Origin of the sequence: Pseudomonas sp. BIGb0558 (assembly GCF_024807515.1) — a bacterium.
Lineage (GTDB): Bacteria > Pseudomonadota > Gammaproteobacteria > Pseudomonadales > Pseudomonadaceae > Aquipseudomonas > Aquipseudomonas yamanorum_A.
Genome location: NZ_JANUEW010000023.1, coordinates 81,042 through 96,993, shown reverse-complemented (window position 1 = coordinate 96,993; position 15,952 = coordinate 81,042). Strand labels below are relative to the sequence as shown.

11 protein-coding genes and 1 pseudogene are annotated in these 15,952 nt (G+C 55.7%); 3 read left to right on the top strand and 9 right to left on the bottom strand.

Annotated features, from left to right (window positions below; translation table 11 throughout):
* Positions 1–92: 92 nt before the first annotated feature.
* From M2400_RS23440 to M2400_RS23425, 4 genes are all read right to left on the bottom strand, one after another.
* Positions 93–1,337, bottom strand: coding sequence for an efflux transporter outer membrane subunit (locus tag M2400_RS23440; RefSeq protein WP_310503555.1), 1,245 nt, complete (start codon positions 1,335–1,337; stop codon positions 93–95).
* A gap of 14 nt (positions 1,338–1,351) precedes the next feature.
* The gene (locus M2400_RS23435) at positions 1,352–4,537 is read right to left on the bottom strand and encodes an efflux RND transporter permease subunit (protein ID WP_177130856.1); all 3,186 of its coding nucleotides are present in this window, start codon (positions 4,535–4,537) and stop codon (positions 1,352–1,354) included.
* Positions 4,538–4,714: 177 nt separating this feature from the next.
* Positions 4,715–5,890 (bottom strand): efflux RND transporter periplasmic adaptor subunit, encoded by a 1,176-nt coding sequence (locus tag M2400_RS23430; RefSeq protein ID WP_177130857.1) that lies wholly within the window; start codon positions 5,888–5,890, stop codon positions 4,715–4,717.
* Positions 5,891–6,049: 159 nt separating this feature from the next.
* Complete coding sequence (locus M2400_RS23425) at positions 6,050–7,324, bottom strand: MFS transporter (protein WP_259197552.1); 1,275 nt, start codon at positions 7,322–7,324, stop codon at positions 6,050–6,052.
* Positions 7,325–7,680: 356 nt separating this feature from the next.
* On the opposite strand from M2400_RS23425, the gene M2400_RS23420 reads away from it, so the two are divergent.
* The 3 genes and pseudogenes from M2400_RS23420 to M2400_RS33425 all read left to right on the top strand — a co-directional run.
* Positions 7,681–8,670 carry a GlxA family transcriptional regulator gene (locus tag M2400_RS23420; protein WP_177130859.1) on the top strand — a complete coding sequence of 330 codons (990 nt, stop codon included), beginning with the start codon at positions 7,681–7,683 and terminating at the stop codon, positions 8,668–8,670.
* Between the two features lie 264 nt (positions 8,671–8,934).
* Complete coding sequence (locus tag M2400_RS23415) at positions 8,935–9,675, top strand: SDR family oxidoreductase (RefSeq protein ID WP_177130860.1); 741 nt, start codon at positions 8,935–8,937, stop codon at positions 9,673–9,675.
* A 363-nt stretch (positions 9,676–10,038) separates the two neighbouring features.
* Positions 10,039–10,134, top strand: a pseudogene (locus M2400_RS33425) (SCO family protein); the annotation flags it as partial.
* A gap of 416 nt (positions 10,135–10,550) precedes the next feature.
* On the opposite strand, the gene M2400_RS23405 reads toward M2400_RS33425, so the two are convergent.
* From M2400_RS23405 to M2400_RS23385, 5 genes are all read right to left on the bottom strand, one after another.
* Positions 10,551–10,856 (bottom strand): Dabb family protein, encoded by a 306-nt coding sequence (locus tag M2400_RS23405; protein WP_103695839.1) that lies wholly within the window; start codon positions 10,854–10,856, stop codon positions 10,551–10,553.
* A gap of 36 nt (positions 10,857–10,892) precedes the next feature.
* Positions 10,893–12,083 (bottom strand): multiple monosaccharide ABC transporter permease, encoded by a 1,191-nt coding sequence (mmsB, locus tag M2400_RS23400; protein WP_177130861.1) that lies wholly within the window; start codon positions 12,081–12,083, stop codon positions 10,893–10,895.
* Positions 12,080–13,615 carry a multiple monosaccharide ABC transporter ATP-binding protein gene (mmsA, locus tag M2400_RS23395; RefSeq protein WP_177130862.1) on the bottom strand — a complete coding sequence of 512 codons (1,536 nt, stop codon included), beginning with the start codon at positions 13,613–13,615 and terminating at the stop codon, positions 12,080–12,082. Before mmsA ends, mmsB begins: the two co-directional genes overlap by 4 nt.
* A gap of 54 nt (positions 13,616–13,669) precedes the next feature.
* On the bottom strand, positions 13,670–14,743 hold the full coding sequence (gene chvE / locus M2400_RS23390) for a multiple monosaccharide ABC transporter substrate-binding protein (protein ID WP_126589305.1): 1,074 nt from the start codon (positions 14,741–14,743) through the stop codon (positions 13,670–13,672).
* A 110-nt stretch (positions 14,744–14,853) separates the two neighbouring features.
* Complete coding sequence (locus M2400_RS23385; protein WP_177130863.1) at positions 14,854–15,945, bottom strand: Gfo/Idh/MocA family protein; 1,092 nt, start codon at positions 15,943–15,945, stop codon at positions 14,854–14,856.
* Between the last annotated feature and the right edge of the window lie 7 nt (positions 15,946–15,952).

Sequence of the window (15,952 nt, the reverse complement as noted above, 5' to 3'; positions counted from 1 at the left end):
GTCGACATGGTTTCAACAATCAGCTGTCACCGATAGAGTTTGAAAAGCGTCACGCAATGAGCTTGCAAGGTGTCTAGAGAACCCGGGGCGATTCAATCTGCCAGGTTGTCCTCTACCTCTCTAAACGCCACCAATACTTGCTCCCGATACTTCGCAACCTGCTCGTCGTATCGAGCCCTTGCAGAGGCGAGATCTGCTTTCCTCCGACCACCATCAAATATCGGTAACGTCAGCGCCGTTCCCGCAAGGGGGCCTAGTAGAAAAGACCGAGTCGACCAGTCGAACAGATTCCCCAGCGATGACGACTCGAAGCCGGCGGCGGCATTTATGTTAAGCCGCGGGAAAAATGCTGATTTCGCCAATCCGATTTGTGCGTTAGCCGCGGCCATAGCTCTCTCGGCGGCAGCAATATCTGGACGGCGCTCCAGTAGGGCTGATGGTAACCCGATAGGCACCTGGGTCGCGATGGGCTCTATGGGTGAGTCAGGGAAGTCGAAGTCGGCAGGAGACTTACCCAACAACACTGCAAGACTATGTTCTGACGTCGCACGCAGCCGTGCGATCCCTACCGAGTCCGCCCTCGCGGTCGATAGTTCGTTGCGCGCTCGCGAGAGGTCAAGTTCGCTTATGTCGCCCTCTTTGAATCGCCCCTCTACTAATTTCAAGGTGTTTTCACGCAGGGTGACCGTACGACGAAATAGTCGAAGTTGGTTGTCGTACTCACGCAACTCGAAATAATTTTTAGCCACGTCAGCTTGGAGGGCTAACAGCACAGAACGATACAGCGCCTCGTTCTGTGCTTGATTAGCGAGCGCGGTGTTCACTTGTGAAGCCACCTTCCCGAACAGGTCTACCTCGTAAGAGGCTGTCGCCTGCGCCCGCCAAAGAGTCTGCGTGGACCCACTCGCATCGTCAGACAACAATTGTGAGGCAGGAGACAGGCGTTCACGCGTAGGACCAAATCCCGCATCTAGGGACGGGAACCATCCCGCTCGGGCTGATTGGGTCAAGGCTCTCGATTGCTGGACTCGTGCGGCAGCCGCCTTCAGATTCTGATTAGCCTCTGCGGCTTGCCGCTCCAGGTCGTTTAGCACCGAATCGCCAAAGACTAGCCACCATTCCCCACGATGCTCGGCATCGGCTGGTTCAGCGTTTTTCCAGGCGCTATCTTTGGGCAATGATGCTTGCTTCTGTTCAGTCGAAGCTTCCTTGAACGCCTGCGGAGTCGGGACGTCGGGGCGGTTGTATGTCGGCTCCACAGAGCATGCTGATAGAAGCGATAGCAGCGCTGAGGAAGTTAGCAGTCCAAAAATAGACTTTTTGGGTAATTGGATCATTCGTTTGGCTCCGATCATGCGTCCAATGCTTCCGTTGTCAGGTGAGGCGCGTCTTTTTGAGCCACGTGTACTTTGCCACCTGCCAGCGTACGCAGGACCACGTAGAAGACAGGTGTCAGTGCGAGACCGAACAGGGTCACGCCCAACATGCCGAAAAACACCGAGACCCCCATGGCTTGGCGCATTTCTGAGCCCGCCCCAGTGGAAAACACGAGTGGAACAACGCCCATGATGAAGGCGATCGAAGTCATGAGAATCGGCCGGAGACGCAAGCGGCTCGCTTCAATGGCAGCCTTCAGCGGCGTGTACCCGTCGTGCTCTAGTTCTCTGGCGAACTCGACGATCAAGATGGCGTTTTTGGAAGCCAAAGCGACCAATACCATCAACCCGATCTGGGTAAAGATGTTGTTGTCTCCTTGCGTGAGCCACACCCCCGTGAGTGCGCACAAGATACTCATGGGAACGATCAGGATTACCGCCAAAGGGAGGGTCAAGCTTTCGTACAGTGCGGCCAGTACGAGGAATACGAGCAGGACGCTGACAGGGAAGACCCACATACCGGCATTACCTGCCAAAACCTTTTGGTAAGTCAGCTCAGTCCACTCGAATTTTACGCCTTGAGGCAACACCTCGGCTGCAATGCGCTCTGCTGCTGCTTGGGCCTGGCCAGACGAATAGCCCGGCGCTGGGCCGCCGTTAATATCCGCTGCGGTGTAGCCGTTATACCGAACCACCATGTCCGGACCGTAGGTTGGGGTGATACGAACCAGAGACGATAGGGGCACCATTTCTCCACGGTCGTTTCTGGTTTTCAGCTGAAGGATGTCATCTGCTCGCTGACGAAACGGTGCGTCGGCCTGTACTCGTACCTGATATACACGGCCGAAACTGTTGAAGTCATTCACATACAAGGAGCCAAGGTATACCTGCATGGTCTTGAATACATCGGTAACAGACACGCCCAGCTGTTTGGCTTTCACACGGTCTAGCTCGACGTTTAGCTGCGGGAAGTTGATCTGATAGTTTGTCAGTGACCCACCAAGCTCCGGGGTCACTGCAGCCTTGGCCATGAATGCTTGAGCGGCTTTGTTAAGCTCCTCATACCCGAGGCTACCTTGGTCTTCCAGCTGCATTTTGAAGCCACCCAGTGTGCCAAGCCCAAGTATTGGAGGCGGTGGAAAGGCTGCGACATAGGCTCCTTTGATACTGGCGAACTTTTGGTTAAGGGATGCGACGATGGCCGCGGCGGACTCATCTTTCGATGTACGCTCGCTGAGAGGCTTGAGGGGGACAAAGACAATCCCTGCGCTAGAACTGTTCATGAATCCGTTAACGGACATGCCAGGGAAGCCGACTGCGTGAGCGGCGCCCGGCTGCTTCATGACTATTTCGCTCATCTGGCGAATCACTTCTTCCGTTCGGTCAAGAGAAGCGCCATTGGGAAGCTGGGCGATGGTGACCAAGTACTCCTTGTCCTGCATGGGAATAAACCCAGCAGGCACAACGTTCCCCATAACCGCCGTGAGACCCAGAAGAACCACATAAACAACCAGCATGCTGCCCTTGCGCTTAAGGATGCCTGTTACGCCTTTCGAGTATTGCTCCGAGCCACGATTAAACACCTTGTTGAATGCTCGAAAAAAACCGCCCAGTAGCTTATTCATCACCCGCGTTAAGGCGTCTTGCTTAGCGTCGTGGCTACGCAAAAGTAGTGCGCTGAGGGCTGGAGAGAGCGTGAGTGAGTTGAAAGCAGAGATCACTGTAGAGATCGCAATGGTCATCGCGAACTGCTTGTAGAACTGGCCCGTGAGACCGCTCATAAATGCCAACGGTACAAACACAGCAACCAACGTGAGTGCGATGGCAATGATGGGGCCGCTGACCTCTCGCATGGCTTTATACGTGGCGTCCCTCGGAGTCAGACCGCTGGCTATGTTCCTCTCCACGTTTTCAACCACAACGATGGCATCGTCAACGACGATACCAATGGCTAACACCATTCCGAAAAGCGACAGGGCATTGATCGAGAAGCCGAAGGCCAGCAATAACGCAAAGGTACCGATGATGGACACCGGTACAGCGATTAAAGGGATGATCGCTGTACGCCATGATTGGAGGAACACAATGACGACCACGACCACCAGCGCGATGGCTTCGAGCAGTGTTTCTATAACCGCCTGAATGCTCGATTTCACGAAGCGAGTGGGGTCGTAGATAAGCCTGTAATCCAGGCCTGGAGGGAAATCAGCGCTGAGATCTTTGAGTGCAGCGCGGATTTGATCAGAGATCTCCAGCGCGTTAGCGCCAGGCAATTGGTAGATGGCGAGGGAGACGGCGGGTTTGTTGTCCAGTAGCGCACGCAATCCGTATTCAGCCGCAGAGAGTTCGACTCGGGCGACATCCCGCAGATGAGTAACTGCGCCATTCGGGCTAGTTTTGAGAACGATGTTGCGGAACTCGTCGACGGTCTTCAAGCGACCCTGGGCATTGATTGTCAGCTGTACTGCAGTACCCGGCGAAGAAGGCGCAGCACCAACGGCACCCGCAGCAACCTGAATATTCTGTTCTTGAATGGAAGTGACAATCTCCGAGGCGGTGAGATTACGCTGTGCCACCTTCTGCGGATCAAGCCACACACGCATTGCGTAGTCACCTGCCCCCCACATATCGACACGGCCAACGCCAGGTATCCGCTCAAAGCGCGTTTTGACGTTCCGTAGGCCATAGTTTCTCAAATACGTTGTGTCGTACCGATCATTCGGCGACACGAGGTGCAGAAAAAGAACTAATGAGGAAGAGCTTTTGAGCGTAGTAACACCCAATCGTTGTACATCTTCGGGCAATCGTGGCAATGCTTGATTGACTCGGTTCTGTACCAACTGGGTAGCCAAGTCCGGGTCAGTTCCTAATGCGAAAGTTACAGTGATGGTCAGGTTACCGTCACTGTTCGCTTGGGACTGCATATACAGCATATTCTCAACGCCGTTAATTTTTTCCTCAAGCGGCGCAGCAACTGTCTCGGCAATGACTTTTGGGTTCGCTCCAGGATACTGTGCGCTGATTGTGACCGAGGGCGGAACGACCTCTGGGTACTCAGAAATCGGCAATTTAAATATTGCTATCAACCCTGCAAGCAGGATCACCACGGATAGTACGCCCGCAAAGATCGGACGATCAATGAAGAACTTTGATATGTTCATTACATGACTCTTTAAGTGAGGCGGCTACTTTCTCTCAGCGCTGCTTGAGGGTTAAAAAAGACAACAGGACGCTTAAGGATGCACTAGGATTTATAATCAATGCACGGACCAATAAATCCTAAGTGCCTGAGGGGCATTCATTGTTTATTGGTAAATTTTAGTTAGTGCTGTCGTGGGTCAGTGAGCGTTTCTAGCCTGAGCGTCACTTTGGGGAATTATCTTTCCTAGAACCTGCTCCCCTGGACGGACTCGCTGAATACCGCCTACCACCACCCGTTCGCCCTCTTCGAGTCCGGACGTGATAATGCGATCATTGCCTTGTAGATTTCCCAGCGCTACCGGGCGATAAACAATATGGTCATCCTTTCCCACGACCAAGACAAATCGCTTGTCTTGATCGGTGCCAATTGCCGCATCATCAATAAGAAGGGCCGCGTATGGTTCACTGCCGCCCACTTTTACACGCGCATATAGCCCCGGGACCATGGCGCCATCAGTGTTGTCAAACCGTGCACGCATGCGGATAGTGCCTGAGGTAGTGTCGAGTTCATTGTCTACGGATTGGATGACTCCTCGGCGCGAATACCCTGTCTCATCTGCAAGCCCTAGATCAACCGGAACAATAGCCTTATTGCCGAGTCTGTTGATGTACTTAAGATAAGTCTGCTCATCAGCGTTGAACTCTGCATAAATGGGGTTCACAGAGACAAGCATTGTTAAAGGCGCCGCGCCTGCCCCGGCGTTTACGATGTTTCCAAGTGTTATTTCTGCCCGCGATACGCGACCAGAAATTGGAGCTGTAATCTGGGTATGGCCGAGATCAATTTTAGCTGCATCCAGCGCCGCTTCAGCAGTCTTAAGATTGGCACTGGCCTCCAATGCTGCGTTGTTTTTTTCATCGTAGTCACGTTTCGCTATTGCATTTTCGGCAATTAGGCGCTGTGCCCTCTCCCAGTCGCTTTTCGTGTACGCGGCGCGAGCCTGAGCTGCTGCAACCTGCCCCTTAGCTCGTTCGACTTGTGCTTGGTAAGGTCGTGGATCGATGACGAACAGAGTGTCCCCTTTTTTTACCAATTGGCCGTCATGTATGTTGACGTCCGTTATGGTTCCTGCCACCAGCGGCCTAACCTCAACTTTTTCCACCGCTGCTAATCGGCCAGAGTAAGTTTGCCAGTCGGTAACCGTTTCTTTTTTAACGACCACGACATCTACCTCTTGGACTGGGGGCGGGCCGTCCTGTGCTACAGCTTTCTCTGAGTTATCGACCACGCCAAAGGCAACGACTCCGAAAATAATAAGTATACCTGCGGAATAAAGTGCCAGCCTAGTGCGGGGTTTAGAATTAGCGCTCATCATGACTCCAAGATTAACTCTGTTCTAGCTTAACTGTTGTGTGAATACCAAGTTCCGATGGCTCATTCACAGCAACATGAGGTGGCGTTTCTTAAAGCGCCAAGCTTTTTGGATCTCCAGCGATACCGATTTTAAAAGGTGTGCGGCACGATCGGATAATTATGTCGCCGATCGGTTTTCGCTGCCCGAGACGTGTTCACTGGTTGCGTTTTTTATTCTGCGTTCGATACAGACCCACCACAAGGTAATAACAGCGCATACCGCTAATAGTGGGAAAATCATATTGTTCATACCCTTCCAGCCAAGTGATTGCAATAGAGGGCCGGCGGCCAAAGTTGCAAATGCAGTGAACGTGTATCGAATAAACTCTGCCACTCCCTGCACCCTAGCCTTCTCGGAGGGATGATGCGAAGCAGTCAGTAAGACTGTGCCGCCCACAAACATAAAATTCCATCCCACGCCTAAAAAAAGAAGTGCAATATAGAATGCCGCCAAGCTGTCCGAACAATGTGCAATCAATCCGCAAGCTGCACTAAGTGCAATTCCCAAGAACAACATCGAAGGCAATCCGAATCGGGAAATCAGGCGTCCAGCAAATAGTGACGGCGCGTACATACCTACTAAATGCCATTGAATAATGCTGGCGCCATCATTTATTGAGTGATTGCTGGCGACAGCCGCCAGCGGTGTTGCAGTCATGATGAACATCATCACCACGCCGCCTATGACGTTATTCGCGAGTGCCGCTAGTGAAACTGGCTGTCGAAATATTGTAAGTAACTTGCGTGGCGGCTGTTCGTGGCCATGCAGCTCCAATGATTCTGGAAGTGAATCTTCATAGCCTAACCAAAGTAATGCTGCCGAGGCAATGCCGAGCAGGCATACCATCAAATAAGAACCGGCGAATAGGGTAGCGAATAAATGCGTGCTCCAACTCGCTAACAAAGGCCCAAGAATAGCGGCGATCACTCCGCCCGCAAGCACCAACGAGATTGCGCGTGCTTTGCGGTCGTCAGGTTCCGAATCTGTCGCCGCCAAACGGTAATACTGGGCGAAAGCTTGAAAGATACCGACGGCCGCTGTCCCGATGCAGAATAGCCAGAAAGAGTTCAGGAAGACCGCCCATACGGAAATCGATCCGCCTATTGCGCAGGTGAAGGCACCTAGCACAAATCCACGCCGTCTTCCGATCTTCTGCATCAGAGTAGAAGCGAAATATGTCGCAATGGCGCCTGCTACGGTGATCAGTGCAAAAGGCAGAGTCGCGAGCGATTTATCAGGGGCAAGCTGATATCCCGTCAAACCGGTCAATGTGAGATCGATCGCGATGGCCGCCGTGAATAATCCTTGGGCTATGGCCAACACAGCCACATTCGAGCGACTTGACGATTTTTCTGGCGCTGGAATGTCTTCCGACGACTTTGATGTACTCATTGCACCCGCCTCCAGCCAAGAAGATTTGAGGTGACAGCCCTTACAGCCATGACGACTCTCCCGTTGAGAAACGGGAGCATTCTCTATGTCACTTATGGCGGGAGAAAGGACTTACTTCCCTCCTTTTTGGCCGTCATGCTGCATTGGCCAGCGGATGTCACAGACAGGAACGCAAATAGCGAAGCGGGACTACAAGGCGAAAAATTAGGATGACGTTTTTTGAGGGTTTTTTGCTCTTTTCGCCATACGACTTTTAGAGGATCATCCGAGGCAAGCAGTACGAAAATCGCCAACAGGAGGCTGGCAGGGAATAGTAATTGTGAACAGGATCAATGATTTTTGGAGAAGGTAATTCCATGCGTGACATCGCTTTCCTGGTCTTTCCCGAGTTTCAGATTCTGGACCTTAGTGGTCCGCTGGCCGCCTTTGAAATCGCTAAAGAGATCGGGGTATCAGATCCCTACTGCTGTTCGGTAGTCTCGTTGTCGGGCGGTCCCGTTATGAGTTCGTCTGGTCTGGAAGTAAGGAGTCAGAAGATCAGATCAAGCCCGTACGATACGTTGATAGTGGTTGGCGGTAAGGCTTTTTCCAAACCCTATGACCTTCCCATGGTGTCGGACCACCTCGCTAATGCGGCCGCGAAAGGTACCAGGCGAGTTGCGAGTGTTTGCACCGGGGCTTTTCTATTGGCCTCGGCGGGCCTGTTAGACGGTCGCAGGGCTACTACACACTGGAGGCAGACCGCGCGACTGCAACGCAATTTTCCGAAGGTGCGGGTACAGCCCAATCATATATTTACGAAGGATGGTGGCATCTGGACGTCTGCTGGCATCTCTGCGGGAATCGATCTGGCGCTGGCCATGATTGAGGAGGATCTGGGAAATGCTGTTTCCCATGAGGTCGCCCGCGCCATGGTCGTGTACCACCGTCGGCCAGGAGGGCAGTCACAATTTTCGGCCATGGCCGATATGGAGCCGACGACGGATCGCATGAGGGAGGTGCTTTCCTACATGCGAGAGCATCTAAACGAACAGCTATCAACAGAGCATCTGGCATCAATTGCTTGCCTCAGCTTGCGCCAATTTGGTCGAGCCTTTCTGCTGGAAACGGGGGAAACACCCGCTAAAGCTGTGGAGCGTTTGCGTGTCGAGGTCGCGAGGCTGCGCGTTGAACGTGGGGCGGAACCGATCGAACTGATAGCACACTCGGTTGGCTTCAAGGATCCGGAGCGGATGCGCAGAGCCTTCATCAGAGTTATCGGGCACCCTCCTCAAAGCATCAGACGGCTGGCCGCACATCAGGGTGTTAGCGCTTATGAGGTTGCGGTTGAGGCTGAAGTGTCTTAACTGCACGCTCAGGGTTCATTGCGCTCGGCGCAATCCCCTTTGCAACGGCGTATTTGAGCGCTGTACCGAAAGTCTATTCCTCTTAAAGCCGCCTCATCAGTAGATTCTAATTTCGGAAGGAGAAACAAGTTCGACTAAACCGTATGGCGTAAATCGAGGGGACTAAGTCGTTTTGCAAAGCGCTAGTGACGCTTAAGCTTCAGCTTCTGGGTTTAGTGACCCCGAATGGTCGCGGTAAATCTCAAATCTACTAATGGGACAGTTATGAAAGAACTTTCAGGCAAACGTGCATTCATCACTGGCGCTGCACGTGGTATTGGCGCAGCTATCGCTATCGAGTTGGCAAAAAAAGGAGCTGATATTGCTTTCAGCTATGTTCGCTCTGGGGATGCGGCGGAGGAACTGGCCAGAGAAATTGAGGGATTGGGTGTTAAAGCCTTCCCTATCCAGGCCGATAGTGCGGATCCCCAAGCAGCTACGCGTTCTGTACATGAGGCAGCTAGGCTTTTAGGAGGGTTGGACATACTAGTAAACAATGCGGGGGTCGCTTTTATTTGCCCGCTAGAGACAATGCCGCTGGATCAGATAGACCAGATCATCGCCGTAAACATTAGAGCAGTGATCTTGGCTTCTCAAGCAGCCATTACCTATCTTGGAGAGGGCGGAAGAATCATCAATATCGGTTCCTGTCTGGCGGAGCGTGTGGCCTTTGAATCGGTCACAGTCTATTCCATGTCCAAGTCCTCCCTACTTTCCTTTACACGAGGACTTGCTCGTGAGCTAGGACCGCGTGGCATCACCGTTAATACTGTGCATCCTGGACCTACGGACACTGATATGAACCCAGCCGATGGTGATGGTGCCGATGCGATGAGGGCTCATTCAGCATTAGGCCGATACGGTACTGGGAAGGATGTCGCAGTGGCGGTCGCGTTCATCGCAAGCCCAAGCGCTAAACACATCACCGGCACCGGGTTAAGCGTGGACGGGGGCGTAAACGCGTAGTCCTGATTTATCTACCTACAGACTCTCTGACTAGTTACCCCAGGCACCTTGCTAGTAAGACTTAACGCCATTACGAGGCTAAAGAACTTGGTAGTTCGGGCTGATTTCCAGCAGTCATTCTAGTAAGGTGATTGGGGAACTTACATCTTCTTTGCGCGAGTACTTAGTTAGACGACCCACGTTTACGGTTGTTGAGGCGCCGTTAAAAGTATGAGAGACAAAACCCTCATTTCAATCGCACTAGTGATCAGCTCGGCCTTGAACCGATGTATCTATCGATAAGCACATGATCAATGCATGAAGTAATAATTTAAAAGATGAGCTAATCCAATTTATGGTTTCCGTATAAAGAGGCTTGAATCAATGAGCGTTTTGTTGACTCGCCGTAAGGTGATTTCAGGTATGGGACTTCTAGGTATCGGCATCCTGGCAGGCTGCGATACCCGAGGTGAGCTATCGCCCACAGGCAGCGAGATGATCACCATTTCTTCTGATACGCGTCTTGGTACTGCTTTTACGGAAACTAAAGCCGGCAGGATCGCAGGTGGTTGATCCCGGTACCGGTTTCTGATCCAGCATACTGAGGTGCACTGAATACCATCCACCGCCCTGCTGTAGTCCGTGAGAAATCGCTATTCGCGAGCGCTCACACACCCGGTGCGAATGGGGGCACGATTAGTTTTTTAGGCTGAAACTACCGTCCTAGATCCCAGGAAAAATGTTTTTGCCCCCCCCAAACGCGGAATTTTCTCAATACGCCGCTCTGAGTGACCTATTCTGGCGCCTTTTAAAATGTGCGCCGCCAAGCTGAGATTTCCCCACATCGGCTCAGGGTACCTCTAGCGGCGCTAATCGCCCCAACCTAGCGGACTTAGCTACACGGTGGCGACGTAATCGACTTGATGCCGCGCAATCCGACAGTCCCCCAACTCCCGCTTCACCCGCAAATGCTCCGGGTGCGTTGCATAGGCTGCCAAGGCCTCCTGCGAGTCGAACTCGCTGTACAACACAACATCACAGGCATAGTCGATGCGACTGAAATCCACCCCCACCTCGATTTTCAACAACCCGGGTATCCGCCCTGCCAGCCCTTCGAATTGCTCCTTGAGAAACAGACACGCCTGTTGGTTGCGCTCCGGCGTGTCGCCGGCCAGGTTCCACATCACAATGTGCTTGATCATCGTTGTCCCCTGCCGTTGTCTTCCTTGGGCGACATATCAACCTCTGGTCTTTTGATAAACATCCACGAACACGGCCGCCAACAGCACCGCCCCCTTGATCATCTGCTGGTAGTCGATGCCGATCCCCATGATGGACATGCCGTTGTTCAGCACGCCCATGATGAATGCACCGATCACCACGCCCACCACTTTGCCGACGCCACCGGAGGCTGACGCTCCGCCGATGAACACCGCGGCGATCACGTCCAGCTCGAAACCGGTGCCGCCTCGCGGGGTGGCACTGTTCAGGCGGGCCACGAAGATCAGCCCGGCCACCGCCGCCAGCACACCCATGTTGACGAAGGCAAAGAAGGTCACTCGCGCCGTATTGATGCCCGACAGCCGCGCAGCCTTGAGGTTGCCGCCCACCGCGTATACCCAACGGCCGATCACCGTGCGGTTCATGATGAACGTGTATACCCCGATCAAAATGCTCATGATCACCAGCACTGTGGGGATGCCACGGTAGGTGGACAGCAGGTAGCAGAAGTACACGATCAGCGCGGTGACCACGCCGTTTTTCAGGGCGAACACCACCATGGGCACGACGCTGCCACCGCTTTTCAGGGTGCGCAGGCGGCTGCGGTATTCAATCACCCAGAAGGCTATAGCGACGGCGATGCCCAACAACAGCGATGTGATGCGCAGGTGTTCGTTGCTGAACAGGTCAGGCACAAAACCGGAGCTGATGGCCGAGAACGCCGGCGGGAACGGTCCAATGGACTGCCCTTGGGAGATAGCAATGGTGGCGCCGCGGAAAATCAGCATGCCGGCCAGGGTCACGATGAACGACGGCATGCCCCACACCGCCACCCAATAGCCCTGAGCCGCGCCGATCAAGGCACCCGCCAGCAGGCAGATCAGGGTCACGGTGAAGAAGTCCAGACGGTACTGCACCATCAGCACCGCGGCGATCGAGCCGACCACGCCCACCACCGAACCGACCGACAGGTCGATATGGCCGCAGACAATGACCATCAACATGCCCAGGGCCATCACCACGATGTAACTGTTCTGCAGCAGCAGGTTGGTGAGGTTGAGCGGTTGCATCAGCGCCCCGCCGGTGGCCACCTGGAAAAACACCATGATGACGATCAGCGACACCAGCAGGCCGTATTCGCGCGCACCGCGCTTGAATAACGTCAGGTGGCCGGGTTTGGAAGAGAGAGGCAGGCTGGCTTCGCTCATTGGATCACCTCATTTTTCATGATTGCGTGCATGATTTTTTCCTGGGACGCCTCGGCGATAGCAAACTCGCCCACGAAGCGGCCTTCGTTCATCACATAGATGCGGTCACAGGTACCCAGCAGCTCGGGCATTTCCGAGGAGATCATGACCACCCCGCGCCCTTCGCTGACCACCTGGTTGACCACGCCGTAGATCTCGTACTTGGCGCCCACGTCGATACCGCGAGTGGGTTCGTCGAGGATCAGCACCTTGGGGTTGGAGAACAGCCATTTGCCCAGCACGACTTTCTGCTGGTTGCCACCCGAGAGCTTCTCCACCGACTGGGTCACGTCCGGGCTGCGAATGCGCAGCCGCGCGCGGAAGCCGTCGGCCACGGCGGTCTCGCCCAGCTCGTTCATCACCCAGCGTTTGGACACCGCGCCCAGGTTGGCCATGGAGGTGTTGTGGGTAATGCTGTCACCCAGCACCAGGCCGGCGCCCTTGCGGTCTTCGGTGGCATAGGCCAGGCCCTGCTTGATCGCCTTGCGCACGGTACCCAGGTCCACGACCTGGCCTTCCAGGTGCGCGGTGCCGCGCACATTGACGCCGTAGGAACGGCCAAACATGCTCATGGCGAACTCGGTACGGCCGGCGCCCATCAACCCGGCGATGCCCACCACTTCACCGCGGCGCACGTGAAAGTTGAGGTTGCGCACCCGGTCGCGGTCCGGCCGCTCGGGGTCACCCACCGACCAGTCGCGCACCTCGAACAAGGTCTCGCCAATGTTGGGCACCCGCGCGGGGTAACGGTCGGACAGCTCGCGGCCGACCATGGAACGCACAACCCGGCCCTCATCAATGCCGTCGGCGCGGCAGTCGATGACGTCAACCGTGCTGCCGTCGCGAATTACCGTGATCTCATCGGCCACCCGGCCAATTTCGTTGAGCTTATGGGAGATGATGATCGAGGTAATGCCCCGCCCCTTGAGCTCCAGCATCAGCTTGAGCAGGGTGTCGCTGTCCCTTTCGTTGAGGCTGGCGGTGGGCTCGTCGAGAATCAGCAGGCGCACGTCCTTGGCCAGCGCCTTGGCGATCTCGACCATCTGCTGCTGGCCAACACCCAGGTTGCCCACCAGCGTCTGCGGGCGGGCATCGAGGCCGACGCGGGCCAGCAGTTCACGGGCACGCAAGTGCGCCTGATCCCAGTCGATCACCCCGTGGCGGGCGATCTCGTTGCCCAGGAAAAGGTTTTCGGTGATCGACAGCATCGGCACGAGTGCCAGTTCCTGGTGAATGATGCAGATGCCCAGCGCCTCGCTGTCACGCAGGTTATGGAAGGTGCGCGGCGCGCCGTCGAACTGGATCTCGCCCTCGAAGCTGCCATGGGGGTAGACGCCGCTGAGGATCTTCATCAGCGTCGACTTGCCCGCACCGTTTTCACCGCAGATGGCATGAATCTCACCATCGCCCACCTTGAGGTTGACGCCGCTCAGCGCCTTGACCGGGCCAAACGCCTTGCGGATGTCGCGCATGTCGAGAATCGTTTTTGTCATTTTTTCTCTCCCGTGCAAGGGGCCGCCACCGGGGCGGCGGCCACGCCGCGTCGGCTATTGTTGCAACTGCGCCTGGGTGTAGAACTTGGTGTCATCGACCAGCACTTTCTGCCAGTTCTTGCCGTCGACCAGCTGCGGGGTGAGCAGTTGGGTAGGCACCACCATCGAACCGTTATCGTAGGACGTGGTGTCGTTGACGCTGACTGCCTTGCCGGTCAGTTCGGCGTCCATCATCTGGGCGGCCGCACCGGCCAGCGCACGGGTGTCCTTGAAGATGGTGGACGACTGGTCACCGCGGATAATCGACTTGACGCTGGAGACCTCTGCGTCCTGGCCGGTCACGATCGGCATCGCCGACTTGCCGCTGCCATACCCCACGCCCTTGAGCGACGACACCACGCCGTTGGCAATCTGGTCATTCATGGCCAACACAGCGTCCAGGTGGGTGGTGCTGTAGAACGCGCTGAGCAGGTTGTCCATGCGCGCCTGGGCCTGGGCGCCGTCCCAGTTCGGGGTGGCAACCTTGTCCATGGCCACCTGGCCGCTGCGCACCACCAGCTTGCCGTTGTCAATGTAAGGCTTGATCTGCGACATCACGCCCGAGTACACCACATGGGCATTGTTGTCATCGGTGGAGCCGGCGAAGATCTCCAGGTTGAACGGGCCCTTGCCATCCTTGAGGTCCAGCGCATCGACGATGGACTGGCCCTGCAGTACGCCGGTGCGGTAGTTGTCGAAGGTGACGTAGTAATCGAAGTCCTTGGAATTGCGGATCAGTCGGTCATAGGAGATGACCTTGATGCCCTTCTCTTTCGCCTGTTTGAGCACATCGGCCATGGTGGTGCCGTCGATCGGCGCCACGATCAGGCCCTTGATGCCTTTGACCATCATGTTCTCGATCTGCGAGAGCTGGGTGGGTGCCTCGTACTGGGCGTACTGCAGGTCGGTGTCGTAGCCCATTTTTTTCAGCGAGTCGACGATATTGGCACCGTCCGACACCCAGCGCGCCTCGGTCTTGGAGGGCATGGCGACGCCTATGGTGCCCTTGCTGCTGGTCTCGCTTTTGCCGCAGGCGCTCAGGGCGATGCCCAGTGCGAGTGCGGCGGCAATCTTGATAATCGTCTGCATGATGTCCTCTGCCTTGTTGTTTTTGTGTTTTAACAGGGACGCAAAGGCCCATCCGGCTCGACAACGGTCGAGCCGACGGGGTGTTTCGCGTACCGGGACTGTGGTGCGGGTTAGAACGCCAGGACTGTTTCCTGGCCGTTGGCATCAGCGGACTCGAACAGCGCTTCGAGGATCACGTTGATGTCGTGGGCCTGGGTGGCCGGCACGTTGGAAGGCGCGCCGGTGTACAGCGAGTGCATGAATGCGGCGGCCTCGCGGTCGAAGTACACCGGGTTGCCGATTTCGGCGATTTCCGGGGAGTAGACGGTTTTGCGCACCGCCCAGATCTCCGGAAAGCTGTTCTCGTTCCAGTGCGTCCAGCCCTGCTGGTGGCCGTTATTGCCATCGTGGTACAGCTTGTACGACGCCGGCATAGGCGTTGAATGCATTACGCCATGGGTACCGTAGGCGGTGATGTCCCAGCTCTCGGTCCAGGGCATCGGGTCCCAGGACATGAAGTCGATGGTCACCAGTTTGTCGTCGTAGTTGAGCACCGCGCCCACTGCGTCCTCGCGGGCCGAATCGCTCATCTGCCCGGCGAACTTGGTGATGCGCGCGTTCACCGACTTCGGCTTGCCGAAGTGCAGCAGAATGCGGTCGATGGTGTGGCAGCCAATCACGTAGAACGCGCCGCCACGGTCGCCCGGCTGTTTCATGTGGTTGGTGTCGGCCTCATCATGGGAGCAGCCGGCGTGGGCACGTACTTGCAGCACCTTGCCGATCTCGCCGCTTTGCAGCACCTGCTGCATTTTTTCCACCGACGGCGCGTAGCGCCAGCAGTAACCGACCTGGAACAGGCCACCGGTGCGTTCCACCGCGTCGACGATGCGCTGGGTGTCCTGGGTGCCACGCCCTGCCGGCTTCTCGCACAGCACGGCCTTGCCGGCTTCCAGCGCTTCGATGGCCCAGTCGGCCATCAGGTAACTCTTGGGGTGCACCAGTACCACGTGCACGTTCGGGTCGGCGAGGATCTCTTCCTTGCTGCGCGGTTGCAACTCCATGGCGTCGCAGAACGGCTGCAGCAGCGGGCTGTCATCGAAGGCACCCTGGAACTGCACATTGGCCAGGCGTTTGAAGGCCTTGACCCGGCCCGAGGTGTGCGGGTGGGTAATACCCAGGCAGGCGACGCCAATGGGGGTACCGCGCTCACGTTGATAAGACATGATGATT

Excerpts from the sequence above, each read along its gene's own strand:
- M2400_RS23440 (WP_310503555.1), bottom strand. The coding sequence starts at position 1,337 with ATGATCCAATTACCCAAAAAGTCTATTTTTGGACTGCTAACTTCCTCA.
- M2400_RS23435 (WP_177130856.1), bottom strand. The coding sequence starts at position 4,537 with ATGAACATATCAAAGTTCTTCATTGATCGTCCGATCTTTGCGGGCGTA.
- M2400_RS23430 (WP_177130857.1), bottom strand. The coding sequence starts at position 5,890 with ATGAGCGCTAATTCTAAACCCCGCACTAGGCTGGCACTTTATTCCGCA.
- M2400_RS23425 (WP_259197552.1), bottom strand. The coding sequence starts at position 7,324 with ATGAGTACATCAAAGTCGTCGGAAGACATTCCAGCGCCAGAAAAATCG.
- M2400_RS23420 (WP_177130859.1), top strand. The coding sequence starts at position 7,681 with ATGCGTGACATCGCTTTCCTGGTCTTTCCCGAGTTTCAGATTCTGGAC.
- M2400_RS23415 (WP_177130860.1), top strand. The coding sequence starts at position 8,935 with ATGAAAGAACTTTCAGGCAAACGTGCATTCATCACTGGCGCTGCACGT.
- M2400_RS23405 (WP_103695839.1), bottom strand. The coding sequence starts at position 10,856 with ATGATCAAGCACATTGTGATGTGGAACCTGGCCGGCGACACGCCGGAG.
- mmsB (WP_177130861.1), bottom strand. The coding sequence starts at position 12,083 with ATGAGCGAAGCCAGCCTGCCTCTCTCTTCCAAACCCGGCCACCTGACG.
- mmsA (WP_177130862.1), bottom strand. The coding sequence starts at position 13,615 with ATGACAAAAACGATTCTCGACATGCGCGACATCCGCAAGGCGTTTGGC.
- chvE (WP_126589305.1), bottom strand. The coding sequence starts at position 14,743 with ATGCAGACGATTATCAAGATTGCCGCCGCACTCGCACTGGGCATCGCC.
- M2400_RS23385 (WP_177130863.1), bottom strand. The coding sequence starts at position 15,945 with ATGTCTTATCAACGTGAGCGCGGTACCCCCATTGGCGTCGCCTGCCTG.